Source organism: Oleiphilus sp. HI0128, assembly GCF_001635365.1.
Genome location: NZ_LWGG01001593.1, coordinates 1 through 13,397, shown reverse-complemented (window position 1 = coordinate 13,397; position 13,397 = coordinate 1). Strand labels below are relative to the sequence as shown.

The following is a 13,397-nucleotide window of genomic DNA, read 5'->3' as shown; positions in this document are numbered from 1 at the left end:
ATGCTGGTTGTTTTCATACATAGCCTTGAAATAGCATTACTTACTTTGCTCGGCACACTTGCCTTCCGCGTACATAACTTATACACAGCTGCTGGCTACGCAGAGAGCGGGCATATTGACAGAGTGATTAAGCGCTTGATGCAAGGCGATGTTGTCGATAATCAAGAGTACGAAACCAAGATGGAAAGTCTTAAAAAAGCTCAAACCTTTTCTGGCATCCAGCTGTTAGACATCAAAAGAAATTATGGTGACCTGCACCAGGAGAATCTGTCTTGGTTACGCGAAGCGATTAGCCTTTACCTGATTGGAGCAATCGATTTGATTGGCAAAGAAGCAAAGTGCGGCACTCAAAGCAGGAAAGAGATAGCGATGTTGGTATTAAAGTCTAATTTAAATTTGACGACAGAAAATGCGCTCGCCTACTACAGGGAAGCACTCTACCGAAAACTTAGTAGTGACAACGACTTAATGGTTAGAGCTGGCGCGAAGGCTGCCAAGAACTGGTCAAGCTATGACCGTATTCCTAAGGAAATGTCGTTGAGTGCACAGCTTGATGAGTGGGGAATATTTGCCTAACCGGCAAATAGCTCCCAATTCCGGCCTAAATCAACGGCCTCATTATTGACCGGTCGGTTATCTTCAATTCTCACAGCACTTATTACCGGGCGACTCCATTCACCGCCATCGCTTCGAGTCATCGAATCAAGATCAACAGATCTAACTTGATAAACTACCTGATCATACATAACTTTAGAGCGATGAGATAAGCCATATACAAAGCGGCAATAGTCCAGCTTTAAGCTATATAAGCTCTTTTCGGTTTTATTTATTTTTTGAATTAGAACGTTTTTCAGGCCGTCGGCGTAATCCATCTTTGATCCCACTTATTGTTATTGTCTATTTCAATATTTAAAAGTAACAAGATGTAACGAGTATAAAAAATAGATAGGTACTATCGCAAGTGAAAATCTAGTAATCACAGCAACTTATGAAGTAGTTCAGATATTTGCTCAGCTTGAACGTCATGATCAAGCACTCGCATTAACCTTCCTTGATCATCTAACAAATAGACAAAAGCACTATGATCAACTGTATAGCTATTGCCTTCACCTGCCTTTTCACGACCTGAACGGAAAAAAGTTCCGTAAGCTGAGCTAACCGAAGTAATTTGTTCAACACTCCCACTTAAAGGAATAATATTTGGATGGAAGAATCCGGTGTATTCTTTTAAACGCTTATCATCATCACGATGCGGATCAACCGTTATAAACAATGCGGGGACATCCTTAAAGTCTTCATGACTGCTCAATACATCTCGTATCTTTGACAAACCAACAGGGCATACATCAGGACAGTAAGTGTAGCCGAAATAAAGAATGACAGGATGGCCGCGCAATTGGCCCAGGCTAAATGCTTTACCCTCGTGCAGTAAGTCAAAGTCCCCCGCTTTAAGGTATTTAGCTTTTATATCCCGTTCTATATCTGAAGACATAAAACGCATTGCAAGCACAATAATTGCGATAGAAATGCCGACAAGAAGAATTGTGAAAGGAAGCCTATTTACCATAGCTTAGAGCCCATGCTGAGAAGTCTTAAGATCAAAATCTAAACGAATCGTTTTCCCCTGAAACTCAAAGTTGACAACTAAGCGCCATACCATCTCAGCATCGACCGTACATATTGGAATCATTCCACTTAATAAAAATTCGTTAGCCAACTCAGCTTTGGAGGATAAGAAGTGTTGCCCCATATCCATATCTCGCCCTTCAACCCAAGCAACAAGGTTTGAGAGTTCTGCTCCAGCATTGTTCATTGTATGTAACTTCAACTGGAAACGTTCTAGGGCTTTAATTTCACTAGGACTTACTTGAAGTCTAAGCTCCAAGTCATTGAATAGGTGCAAACGACAGTCATCGGCACTAATATCGCAATCGGAACTAAAATTATAATCAGGCTTTTGGTGCTCGTTGGGTGCACTTTTGTCATACAAGGCAAAAAGAATTAGGCCTAAAAAAACAAGACAAACAAGCAGCGCACCCGTCACATAATCTTTCAGCTTAGCCACCCGGGGCTCCCGCAGTCGAAGAGCTATCTAAGCTACCCTCTGTCGACGCGGCTCTGTCATTTTCGAACCTTCTCAAAATCTGTTCAATTGCAACCAGTTCATCATTAATCTTTAACTTGTCATGCTTAGAGGCAAAACTAAACTCAACACCGTAATTAAATCGGCTATGGTGCTTTTCTTTATATCGAACAAGCCCTTTAAGCAAAGGCAACTCAACTTCTACATCCTCTTTTAACAACTTTAGGGATAGAACTACTTCGTCCCCTAAGTGATAGACCTCGTCAGTCTGAATCCCCATGCCATAACGACTGAAGTCAAAAGGTACAACAGGTATCCATTCCTTTTTAAAAAGGCTTCGTTTAATGTAAACACTAGATTCCAAACGCAACCAATTATGCCGTTCTGTCCGTCGGCGCTCATTTGCCATTATTATTTTCTCATTGATTTGATAGTTGTATCTTATAGGTTACACGGCGCCCTTCGACCTTAACGCCTTCCACAGAATAAGAACTGCTAACCGGTATATTCCAACTGCCAGGAGCTCCCCCTCCCAGACTTGCCACATTTATCTGATCTATATCGCTTTCAAGATAGACTTCTTTTTCATCTTTAGACAAGACGTCGAAATATTTGTAACCATTTTCTTTTGCTATTTCAGCACAGCGCTTTAGTGCAAAGCCATGAATCGTTTCCCAACTACGATTCGCACTCTCGGTATACTCCACATAAAAAATCCCTTTCCCAGCTTTTAGATCCCTATACCCTGAATTCCCTTCTTCCGCCGCGTGATACACTGCGGCACATGCACTTAACAATACAGACAAAGCAGTAATTGCTATAAACCTTATCTTTTGCATAACAAACCTTGCCTTAATTTTACGTAAAAAGTGTCGAAAGCTAATCATTCAAGTATACAAGAACTACGAATTTTGCCCAAGCGGCCTTTAAGGTCGCAATATGTCAATAAATACCTAAAGAATAATTCTACGCTAGCGCAGCTCTAATATTTATTATCAAACACAATACTTATCAACATTAGTACAACAAACAACAATAATACGATGAACAAAGCTATTTTTGAACATTTCCCGGAACTTAAAAGTGCCTGTCCTTGCTTGAATTTTGCAGACCTTCCTGCACCTATCACAAAATTTGGAGGACCTCCTTCTAATATATGGATAAAAAGAGACGATTTAAGTCACTCAGAATACGGAGGAAATAAAGTTAGGAAGCTTGAGTTCATCCTCGCCGATGCGTTGGAAGCGAACAAGAAGCGTATTTTAACATTTGGAGCAATCGGCAGTAATCATGGCGTTGCGACCACTTATTTTGGCAGTAAGTACAAGCTTTCTACCAACATTATATTATTCGATCAGGCCATATCAGACACCGTTCTTAACAATCTTCGGCTAATGTGGGAACTTGGTGCAAAACTGGACTACAGAAAAACGATCGCTAAAACGGCTTTCCATTTTTATCAACGAAGCTTGTTTGAGAAAAGGCAGACTTATAGCTTGTTCGCAGGAGGCTCAAATGTTGTTGGCTGCCTCGGCTTCGTCAATGCTGCTTTTGAACTGAAAATGCAAATTGATGCTCAGTTAATTCCCGAACCTGACTATCTATACTGTCCTGTGGGTTCTAGCGCAACACTTGCCGGCTTGACCCTTGGCTGTAACTTACTGGGACTAAAAACCAAAGTCATTGGCGTTCGTGTCGCCCCATCGCATCTCGGCCCCATTGAAACTTGCACAGATAAAACTATTGCTAAACTGATGATGAGAACGGCTAATTATTTAAAGCATCGATCCGACAAGCTGGAAATAAAAAAAGCGCCCCAAATACACTTAAACAATTATTTTTTCGGTGATGGCTACGGTTTAAGCACCACAGCAAGTAAGGCCGCGCTCAAGCTATTTGCAGCTCATCATATAAACCTCGAATCAACCTATACAGCGAAAACTGCGGCAGCAGTACTGAGTCACGCTCAAGCCGAGAAAGATAAAACTTTTGTCTATTGGCACACGTTCAACTCTCGTGACACCAATCTGCTACCAGCTAGTTCAAAAACCTATGCACTCCCCCAAGAGCTTAAAGCACTACTGACACCCAACACGAGCCTATAAGGGACTAACGAACAATGATAGAACAACTCAACGAACTATTTGAACTGTATCAAGACCCTATGTTTTTAGCCTTTCCCGTCGCGACACTCGCCCTGAGTGTCGGTACTTTTCTTGTCGTTGCCACCCCCTGGACAATTCTTGCTTGGCTTGACCCAGATTGGGCAAAGCCCTATAAAATTCAAGACAAACCCTTCCAGGTAAGAAAATATTTCTGGCCCAATATCGCTAGAATCAGCTTCAATTCGCTGATCATGCTTGTGCTCCTCATTATCTTTTGGCCAATTCTCCGTTATAGCGATATTCACGAAGGCCCTATACCAGCTTGGTACGTCTGGGTAATTCAAATTATCTTTTTTCTTTTGTTGGATGACTTTCTTTTCTATTTAATGCATCGCTGGCTACATGAAAACAAATGGATGCTACGCAAGGTTCACTCGGTCCATCATAGAATTCACAACACCTGCGCATTAGACGGTAACTACTTTCATGTTATCGAGTTCATCTTGATCGGCAGTCTAGCCATGCTCGGCCCTATTTTACTTGGCTGCCATCTTTATGTGCTCTATGCCTGGATTATTATTAGAAATATTGAAGCCGCTGACGGCCATGCAGGCTATGACTTTCCATGGAATCCTTTGCGGTTTTTGCCTTTATATGACGGCCCGGTTTACCACGACTTTCATCATTCACGCTTTAAAGGCAACTATGCCGGGGCGCTTCATTATCTGGATAAGTATTTTGGCACGTACATAAAAGAATATTTACGCTATAAACAAGAACACAAATACCCTGGATCAGAAGTAAAAAACGAAGCACCCGACAGAATTAACCAGCTCAAAAATATCACTACTGATGACAGCCCTATAAAGGTGAGTTCGGCACAATACTTGTCAAAAGCGCCCTATCCAAGCCCATTTCGGGGTACTCTCCTTGCTCATCAGGCCATATTTGATAAAGGTAGTTATAGATCTGGGTTACTAATTCTGGCGCATATAAAGATATAGCCCCCAAAAACAGGCCCATTCCGGTAAGTTGCTTTCTGGGCTTATCTATCACCGCATCAATAAACATTTGTGCCGCATCCTCGGCGCTTACCAGGTCGGCATTTTTATATTCTTTCGTTGGCGCAACCATTTCGGTCTTAACCAAGGGGAATTTTATCGAGGTGACACTTATATCCCGGTTAGCAAACTCTGCAGCCAGTGAGTCACACAACGCATCCATAGCAGATTTGCTTGCCATATAAGGCCCAAAACGTGGCGTGACAGCCATAGTACCCATTGAAGAAGAATGAAGAATATGCCCTCCACCATTTTTGACCATGGAAGGAAGAAGCCCCAAAATCAAGCGCGAAGCCCCAAAGTAATTTAACTGCATCGTTCGCTCCAAATCATGGAAACGCCCTTCAGAGCGAGAAAGAGAACGACGAATTGAGCGTCCAGCATTACTAGACAAAACAACAAGTGAAACGTACTTATCCTCTATATAGGTAACAAGCGCGTCACACTCATCAAAATGGGATAAATCACACGTATAGATGTCGATTCGTTCTGGGTCTACACCGCTGGCAATTAATGCCTCTTTACACTCATTTAGTTTATCTTGATGCCGGGCAACCAGAATAACTCGAGCACCATAACTCAGAGCCCGTTTGGCGCTCGCATAGCCAATTCCACTTGAGCCGCCTGTAATTAAAACTGTTTTATTATTAAGGGCGAGTTCAGCCAAGCCCTCTCTGTTCTTAGCAGGGTCCAAATAGCGATTGTAGTAGTCCCATAACTGATCGACATAATCTTCAAATGCTGGGGCTCGCAAGCCCTGTTTAACTAAAAGTTTCTGTGTTGAATCTGCACTAAATTTCAGGCCTGGCATTAGTGCTGAAAAGACTGACGAAGGAATACCTAGCTTTTCGAAAAGTCCATCGAGAGCGATCTGAACTGCCTTCAATTGCTTTAGCATACCTAGTTGCTTAAACACGCCACCTTGTATACCTGAAGACCTTACAGGCAAAGAAAAGCCAACTTTTGGACCATCTGCTGCACGAAGAATTTGCGTAAAAGCTTTATGTAAAGGTAGTGACTGCGTGCCGGTCAGGTGAAAACAAGTTTGCCCCCCCCAAGTCCTCAGACTGACTCAAGAGCAATATAGCTTCAACAAGGTAGTCCCGAGGTACAACATCGAGATTTGCCTTTAACTTAGGAACAAGGATTGGCACCCATGAAGGTAAATATCGCTTTAAAAAACTTACTAACAGGCACATATAGTATGGCCCATCGATTTTATCAATCTCACCGCTTGTTGAGTCGCCTACTACTGCAGAAGGCCGATAAATCCTTAAGTCCATATTATGCTCATCCCTAAAACGACGGGCACAAGCCTCGGACTGAAATTTACTCAAATGATAGGTATGCGAATGCTCCTGACCTTCATCGAACATATCCTCGGAAAAGGTGCCCTGAAAGTCTCCTGCCACAGCCATCGAGCTGAGCATATGAACTCGACCAGTAAAACCTGAAGAAACCAGCGTACTAAACAAACGCTCCGTACCTTGAACATTCGTTTCCATAACGAGTTTTTCAGGCGCCCCCAGATCGTACACTGCTGCAAGGTGAAAAACATGATCAAAATCTGAAAAACTATATGAAGTCTTATCGAGCCCCATAAACTGGCTATTTAAATCGCCACACCAAACATCCAACGAAGAACCATTGTCTAGCACTAAGGATAAAGCTCGCCACTTGGAAATAAGTTCGCTGTATTTTTCAGTATCAGGATTCCTCACCAACACAAGCAAATCATGCCCTTGCTTAAGAAGACCTTCTACCAAAAGTTTCCCAATAAAACCTGTTGCTCCTGTCACCAAACACCGGCACATAACTGTCTCTTATTATTATTTTTTGAGTAGGAATAGCTTTGAATTATTAGATATTCACAGCTTAGATGGAAGCCTGACTTACACTTATGGCTAACTCTGTTTACTTTGATAAATGCAATTTAAGGGAATACTGAATCAATTCAACGAGCCCAGTGACGGTCAAATTGAACCTGAGCGACCTTAATAGTGTGAACCTTATCCCATTCATTTTTGTTAGATTTTTTTTCACTATGTAAGACAGATATACTCAGTGGTTAATTGTATTTACATGCCCTAATAAAATCATCATTACATAATCAGGATGCATTCGCTAATGAGAGCTTTATTGCCTAACCTTCACTCTTTGCTAGGATCGCTAACACTGCCACTAGGCATTTTCTTTTTGACGGCATGTACCACCGACCATAAGACGCCTGTGGATCCACCTGAGGTGAATACCTATAACGCCTATATTAATACTGTTGATAACACTATCAGCTACTACACTATCAAGAATGACAACCTTATAACCTACAAGCTCGCCGATTTTGCTGAAGCAACTAACGACTTTCAGACCGCACTAGCTTTCGACATAGATGAAGAAAAACAAGGTTTCGAATACATAGCCTATGTAACGAGAAACTCGCAAGAAGAAAGCGTTATAAACCTCTTCGATCTCGACAAAGCCAACAATAACAAACATTATGTATTAGCAAATCTAAGTAGCCATATTTGTGGTATCTCAGCTATTAGAATGCCTACAACCCACGCTTTTCAAGACCGAAAAGAGTCCAATGTCAGCACTAAACACCTTCCTGAAATCATCCTTCATGTTTCGGCTTCAACCGCTTGTGATGGCGATATTTTCTATGAAAAAATTGATTTTTCTACTCTGATTGATGAGGACATCTACACAACCTTTGAGCACAGCGTCGTTTCTGAGGGAAAACACGATCCCGAGTTAGTTATTGACTACGATTCAGCAAAAGTAATTTCATCAGTATGGCAAGGAAACTATGGCTACCTTAGCTATAACAACAACTCTTCCGAACTATCTTTTAACTATGCAGAAATAGACCGTTTTAACGAAATACAAACAATAGAATGGAGTACACAACTCCCTTTCACAGAACCCCTTACTTTTACTCAAGTATCAAATAACAAGATATTGGCCCAGCAAGGATCTAACTTATTTGTTATACCAACTTCATATCTATTTACTGTCGATGACCCAACAAGTAGCTCAACTCCTATACAAGCACGCATTAACGCTATATTTGATACGCCAACATTAACGCTCAACGGTTATACAAACCTTACCCTTAATACCAGCCAGCCAGTTCAGCAAAGTAACTTTGTAATCCAGGTTGAAAACGACCTTTATCTATACGAAAGTGATCGGTTTGAGCTTATTTATAGTAATAGCAAGAGTACGGAAGATGTTTCGCTAACTTATCGACTAAACAGCACAAACGAGTTGCTACTACTTACCGAAGAGACTGGAAAAGATGACTTGCTAACTGTCATTTATGAGACAGGAAACGAGAGCAATATAGATGAGTCCGAAGAAATTTCGATTTACATCAATGACGATACATTCCACTTCAACTCCTACAATAGCGAGTCAGGCTCACAAGCGCATATTTTGACGAAAAAGAACAGCAACTACGAACCAACAAGCTTCGAGGAAAGCACCCTCATTTTTGTTAAGGATATGAGAAATCAAGATGACTTACCTTTACTCATATCATCGTCGCCAGTTAAGAATGTTAGTGGGACGCGGCAGCTTTCTGGAGCCTATCTGTATAAATATGATGAAGACAAAGATAATGGCCGTGCGCTGGCACAGTCATCACGAGAGAATGAAAATGGGAATAAAGAGCACCGCTCCGTTGACTTTAGCTACGGTATCTTCCATGAATTATCAAACCTCGAATTCATGAATGGAAGCGTCATCAACGATTATTATAGCTTTCTAAACTTTGAAGCGACCTACTCTCTTGAGGGGGTCGAGCAGCGCGCCAATTTCAGCTTCATTTTTAACCCCAGTCAAGAAACACCAGATCCTGATATTGAAGATCAATCTCTATCGTTATTATTAGTCGATGGCATGTAGTTTTTGAGCAGCGTTCATTGAGTTTACGCATTTACAAAAGGAATAGGGTTACCAAGCAGATGAAAATGCATTCACGACTTTTAATATTAGCCATTTTGATGATGGGTATAGCAGCTTGCTCTGAGTCAAACAAAACCACCACCGAGTTGCCACCAATAATCGAAAATTTGAACTTTCCATTTATTAAAAACAACTCACTATATGAGTTCGACCCGGAATCAGGCGAAAGCAAGATTGTAGAAGCCCATTTTACCGAGGACAGCGCAGCGCGACTTTCTCTATTCATTGGGCCAGACGATGAAAACCCAACTTTAGTTAGCTCTCCTGAAGGCCACATTGTATATCTAGACACCGACGAGGCAGAAGAAGTTCAAGGTGACGACAGCAATTCTTCACTTATACACACCTTGCTTCCTGAGCTTATTGCTTACAGCAAAGGTTCCTCTATATTTTTATTCGAATTAGTGACTCGCTATGCCCACCCAATTGTCAATTTTGAGCCTGTGGATGGCAAGCCCCCTCTTATTTGCGATATTCGGCCGTCTCTAACCCTTGATGAAGAAAACCGACTCATTGATGAGATACTGTACAAAAATGAACATAAACTATATGTAAAAACAGCACCCGAGGACTGTGCTCTCAGCACATTCAATTACTACCAAATTGACCTAGAACAAGACCCAGATACCGAGTATGAGATTCGCCGTATATCTATCAATAGCCATACTCATGTTAGTAGCCACTCCCATACTCATACAGATGACCATGACCACGATCACGCCTACGAAGCTGGCGAGATTGGCGATGATGGCTTGCCTTTCGACCCTAACAACCACCCTCACTACCACACCCACGAGCACGATTTTTTCTACGGTAACCACGAAGAACATTTATACCTAAGTAAAGAGGAAATAGATGAAGTCCACTCTTTAGCAAGCAACCAGGAAACCTCGTTTGAGAAAAGTCAGGCCTGGGTTGGACGAGTAACAAATTCAAGTGAAGCCTTAATGTACGCCGAGCACCCGGTTTATAACACCTCAACCAAAGAGTTTGGCTACCTTGGATTTAACTACCTAAAGAATCAATATGAATTCTATATTAAAGAATCTGATCGTAATTTTGACACTCTCGAATACTCATTTGGTCTTACTGAGCTTGGCGTTGAGCTAATCAACCGAGACCCAAACTATAAGAATAACCAAGATCAATGGTTCACCTATATTGAGAATGCTATTCTGTTCAGACATAACGACGCCTTAATTAAACTCCCCACTCTAGCAATATTTGATCGCGGCCATGTTGAAGAACGTGAAGATCGCTTTGAAACACCAATTTTTGTATTTCAAAACCCTGAAGACTCTCAACTTTCCTATCATCAAGAGACTGATAGACTGTATATACGTGACGGACTTAATCTTCATATGATTGAAGGTGTATCCACCGAAGAGACCCTTACCACGCTCAAGGAGTATTCAGCGGCAGAAGTAGAAGACATTCGAATGATCAGCACATCGCAGAACATCATCATTCGCAAGTTTTTTGCTGAAGATAACCAGCAATCTAACATCGACTCCAGCTCCTCGGTCCAGTTAACCGGAGATCTAGGTCTTTTTATAGAATCGGCAGGGCTTCCTTCATCAGATACTTATACGAGCTATATTGAGGGCAGCGACGACAACATACTCATTCACCTCGAGCGTGAAACTGACGGCCAGCCACAATTGTTTGCTCAAAATTTCGACAGCGAACTCTATACAAGTCATTTCCCAGATATTGCGAACTCAATATGGGGACGAATTTCCAACTTATTTGATAGCTCGGGTGCCCCCGTAGAACAGGCTATCATCAACTCAAATGATACGACATTACTAAGTGTTGGAGAGAAAACTATTCCCGCTCTCATTAACCCTAATATCTATCAGTATAATCAAGATCATGACTTGGGGCATGGCGCTCTAATAGGGACTTTGCCTGGCAACATCGCAGAGGTTATCGATATTGACATAAAGAGCCAATTTCATGGTGAGGTGAAAGTTAAAGATAGCTATGAACATGACGCACCGGTCAAGACCTACTTCTTTCCGAGCAGCCTTTCTTTCATCAACCCGACAGGCTCTTTTGGCGACATGAAGTTTATGTATGACGATACTTCTGAAGAACCATCAGAGAGCGAAGAACTCCTCGAAGAAGCACCTTAAAAAGGCCCAGTGGCGAATACTCTATTCGCCACTCAACAGCCTTGGAACACGAGTAGTAATACTACAAAATAACTCGTAGGCAATCGTACCAGCCAAAGATGCAAGCTCGTCCGCCTTAATATAATCCCCCCACAGCTCAACAGGACTGCCAAGACCACAAGAAGGAATATCCGTTATATCAATTGCCAACATATCCATCGATACCCGCCCTACAAGCGGGGCTCGAACAAAGGATTGTGACGCGGAATCAAAAACCGCTACCGGCGTTCCATCTGGTGCATGTCGGGGATAACCATCACCATAACCGCAAGCGACTGTTGCAATTCGTGATTCACGAGATGCTCGCCAGCGGCCGCCATAGCCAACACGCTCTCCGATAGAAAGCTCTCTAACAGCCATGATTGCAGACTTTAATTTCATCACCGGCTTTAAATCAAAATTCTGGTCTTGCTTCTCTGGTGACGGCATTGCGCCATATAAGATAATACCAGGTCGAACAATATCTTTATGGCTATGAGGATAATATAGAATACCACCGGAGTTAGCCGTGCTCAGTAAGAGCTCATCCGACTCAATATCTTGTATAACAGAATTAAAGCGCTGAAGCTGCTGATCTACCTGCTCCCCCCCTGGCAAATCACTTGCTGAGAAGTGCGTCATACAAGCATAGAGCGAGAGGTACTGATTTGACTCAATTCGCTTCAATGCAAGTGCAAAGTCCTCGCTATTCATACCCAGGCGATTCATTCCGGTATCAAGCTTTAAGCAAACTTTATACTCAGAAGCCTGAGTTTGATTTTCAAACAGCGCCAACTGCCATAAGCTATGGACCACCCAAATCACATTGCTTGTATCCTCGATACAGGCCTTAGCAAAAGGTCCTTCAAGTACCCATATTCGATTAGCGAGCTGAGCCTCACGCAATTGGCGCATTTCTTCGGGAATTGCCACTGCCAAGTCATGCTGGCCAGCAAGCCTTGCCATCTCGATCAGACCATGACCGTAGGCATTGGCTTTAAGCACCACCATTAAAGAAGTAGCCTTCGATATTTCTGCTGCACGCTTTATATTATGACGAAAAGCCTGCCCGTCTACTTCAAGATATAATGGACGACCGCCTGAAAAGCCCTCACCCTCAAGACACAAATTAACACCTTCTGCCCGCCTAAGCTTTTCGATCAAAACTCGTTTCCATAATCAGCGTGAGACAAATCATTAAATTTAGTATATTGCCCCTGGAATGATAATTTACATTTACCAATCGGCCCGTTACGCTGCTTACCAATGATTATCTCGGCCATACCTTTATCAGGGCTATCCTCGTTATAATAATCGTCACGGTAGATAAACATAATAACATCGGCATCCTGCTCGATTGCTCCTGACTCACGCAAGTCTGAGTTCATAGGGCGCTTATCCGGCCTAGACTCCAAGCCACGGTTTAACTGAGACAAGGCTACCACCGGACAGTTCATTTCCTTCGCCAAAGCTTTTAAAGATCGCGATATCTCAGAAATCTCTGCTGTTCTACCTTCCGTCATGCCAGGAACCTGCATCAGCTGAAGGTAGTCGATCATGATGAGACCTATATCCTGCTTAATTTCTCGCGCGACACGCCGAGTTCTAGATCGAACCTCCGTCGGGCTCAAACCTGCCGTATCATCAATAAAGAGGGGCTTGTCTTTGAGCATGCTCACCGCAGAGGTCAAGCGTGGCCAATCATCCTCTTCCAGCTTACCGGAACGTACTCTGGTTTGGTTAATCTGCCCTAATGAGGAGATAACACGCATTAGTATTGAGTCAGCCGGCATTTCCATACTAAATACTAATACAGGCTTCTCTGCTTTAATTAAGGCGGCCTCAACCAGGTTCATTGCAAAGGCCGTTTTCCCCATCGAAGGTCGAGCCGCAACGATAACCAGGTCCGAAGGCTGAAGACCGGAGGTCATCTCATCCAGGTCTCTAAAACCCGTCGTGACACCGGTAATACCACCCGAGGCATTAAACAGCTCATCAATACGTTCTAGCGTCTTGGTTAGGA

General features: G+C 42.6%; 13 protein-coding genes and 1 pseudogene. 5 read left to right on the top strand and 9 right to left on the bottom strand.

What is annotated here, in order from left to right:
- Positions 1-576 (top strand): hypothetical protein (locus tag A3763_RS29285; RefSeq protein ID WP_068512475.1); only part of this gene is annotated, 576 nt, incomplete at its 5' end.
- Here A3763_RS29285 and A3763_RS26130 read toward each other — a convergent pair.
- The 5 genes from A3763_RS26130 to A3763_RS26110 all read right to left on the bottom strand — a co-directional run bounded on the left by A3763_RS26130 (position 573) and on the right by A3763_RS26110 (position 2,922).
- Positions 573-872: a hypothetical protein gene (locus A3763_RS26130; RefSeq protein ID WP_068512472.1), complete on the bottom strand. Its 300-nt coding sequence runs from the start codon at positions 870-872 to the stop codon at positions 573-575. The two genes, A3763_RS29285 and A3763_RS26130, sit on opposite strands and share 4 nt — an antisense overlap.
- A 104-nt stretch (positions 873-976) precedes the next feature.
- Complete coding sequence (locus A3763_RS26125) at positions 977-1,567, bottom strand: SCO family protein (RefSeq protein WP_068553709.1); 591 nt, start codon at positions 1,565-1,567, stop codon at positions 977-979.
- Positions 1,568-1,570: 3 nt separating this feature from the next.
- Positions 1,571-2,065, bottom strand: a complete 495-nt coding sequence (locus A3763_RS26120; RefSeq protein WP_068633199.1) for a hypothetical protein — start codon at positions 2,063-2,065, stop codon at positions 1,571-1,573.
- Entirely contained in the window at positions 2,058-2,492 is a 435-nt protein-coding gene (locus A3763_RS26115; protein WP_068511419.1) for a PilZ domain-containing protein, read from the bottom strand. Before A3763_RS26115 ends, A3763_RS26120 begins: the two co-directional genes overlap by 8 nt.
- Positions 2,493-2,502: 10 nt before the next feature.
- Positions 2,503-2,922 carry a hypothetical protein gene (locus A3763_RS26110; protein ID WP_068511421.1) on the bottom strand — a complete coding sequence of 140 codons (420 nt, stop codon included), beginning with the start codon at positions 2,920-2,922 and terminating at the stop codon, positions 2,503-2,505.
- A 204-nt stretch (positions 2,923-3,126) separates the two neighbouring features.
- Between A3763_RS26110 and A3763_RS26105 the strand changes: the two genes are divergently transcribed.
- Positions 3,127-4,188, top strand: a complete 1,062-nt coding sequence (locus tag A3763_RS26105) for a 1-aminocyclopropane-1-carboxylate deaminase/D-cysteine desulfhydrase (protein ID WP_068511422.1) — start codon at positions 3,127-3,129, stop codon at positions 4,186-4,188.
- 14 nt (positions 4,189-4,202) lie between these two features.
- Complete coding sequence (locus tag A3763_RS29840; RefSeq protein ID WP_082880612.1) at positions 4,203-5,192, top strand: sterol desaturase family protein; 990 nt, start codon at positions 4,203-4,205, stop codon at positions 5,190-5,192.
- A 112-nt stretch (positions 5,193-5,304) separates the two neighbouring features.
- Here A3763_RS29840 and A3763_RS29835 read toward each other — a convergent pair.
- Together A3763_RS29835 and A3763_RS26090 are read right to left on the bottom strand one after the other, a co-directional pair.
- Positions 5,305-6,060, bottom strand: a pseudogene (locus tag A3763_RS29835) (SDR family NAD(P)-dependent oxidoreductase); the annotation flags it as partial.
- A gap of 190 nt (positions 6,061-6,250) precedes the next feature.
- Entirely contained in the window at positions 6,251-7,063 is an 813-nt protein-coding gene (locus A3763_RS26090) for an SDR family oxidoreductase (RefSeq protein WP_068634228.1), read from the bottom strand.
- Positions 7,064-7,376: 313 nt separating this feature from the next.
- Between A3763_RS26090 and A3763_RS26085 the strand changes: the two genes are divergently transcribed.
- Positions 7,377-9,158, top strand: coding sequence for a hypothetical protein (locus tag A3763_RS26085; protein ID WP_068634229.1), 1,782 nt, complete (start codon positions 7,377-7,379; stop codon positions 9,156-9,158).
- 65 nt (positions 9,159-9,223) lie between these two features.
- Positions 9,224-11,356: a hypothetical protein gene (locus A3763_RS26080; protein WP_068553600.1), complete on the top strand. Its 2,133-nt coding sequence runs from the start codon at positions 9,224-9,226 to the stop codon at positions 11,354-11,356.
- Positions 11,357-11,377: 21 nt separating this feature from the next.
- Here A3763_RS26080 and alr read toward each other — a convergent pair whose 3' ends face one another.
- Together alr and dnaB are read right to left on the bottom strand one after the other, a co-directional pair.
- Positions 11,378-12,538 carry an alanine racemase gene (gene alr / locus A3763_RS26075; protein ID WP_082865236.1) on the bottom strand — a complete coding sequence of 387 codons (1,161 nt, stop codon included), beginning with the start codon at positions 12,536-12,538 and terminating at the stop codon, positions 11,378-11,380.
- Positions 12,535-13,397, bottom strand: an 863-nt coding sequence (dnaB, locus tag A3763_RS26070; RefSeq protein ID WP_068760745.1) for a replicative DNA helicase, incomplete at its 5' end; no start/stop codon positions are given. The genes alr and dnaB, both read right to left, overlap by 4 nt.

Coding starts and splice junctions, on each gene's coding strand:
- A3763_RS26130 (WP_068512472.1), bottom strand. CDS start 872: ATGGATTACGCCGACGGCCTGAAAAACGTTCTAATTCAAAAAATAAAT.
- A3763_RS26125 (WP_068553709.1), bottom strand. CDS start 1,567: ATGGTAAATAGGCTTCCTTTCACAATTCTTCTTGTCGGCATTTCTATC.
- A3763_RS26115 (WP_068511419.1), bottom strand. CDS start 2,492: ATGGCAAATGAGCGCCGACGGACAGAACGGCATAATTGGTTGCGTTTG.
- A3763_RS26110 (WP_068511421.1), bottom strand. CDS start 2,922: ATGCAAAAGATAAGGTTTATAGCAATTACTGCTTTGTCTGTATTGTTA.
- A3763_RS26105 (WP_068511422.1), top strand. CDS start 3,127: ATGAACAAAGCTATTTTTGAACATTTCCCGGAACTTAAAAGTGCCTGT.
- A3763_RS29840 (WP_082880612.1), top strand. CDS start 4,203: ATGATAGAACAACTCAACGAACTATTTGAACTGTATCAAGACCCTATG.
- A3763_RS26090 (WP_068634228.1), bottom strand. CDS start 7,063: ATGTGCCGGTGTTTGGTGACAGGAGCAACAGGTTTTATTGGGAAACTT.
- A3763_RS26085 (WP_068634229.1), top strand. CDS start 7,377: ATGAGAGCTTTATTGCCTAACCTTCACTCTTTGCTAGGATCGCTAACA.
- A3763_RS26080 (WP_068553600.1), top strand. CDS start 9,224: ATGCATTCACGACTTTTAATATTAGCCATTTTGATGATGGGTATAGCA.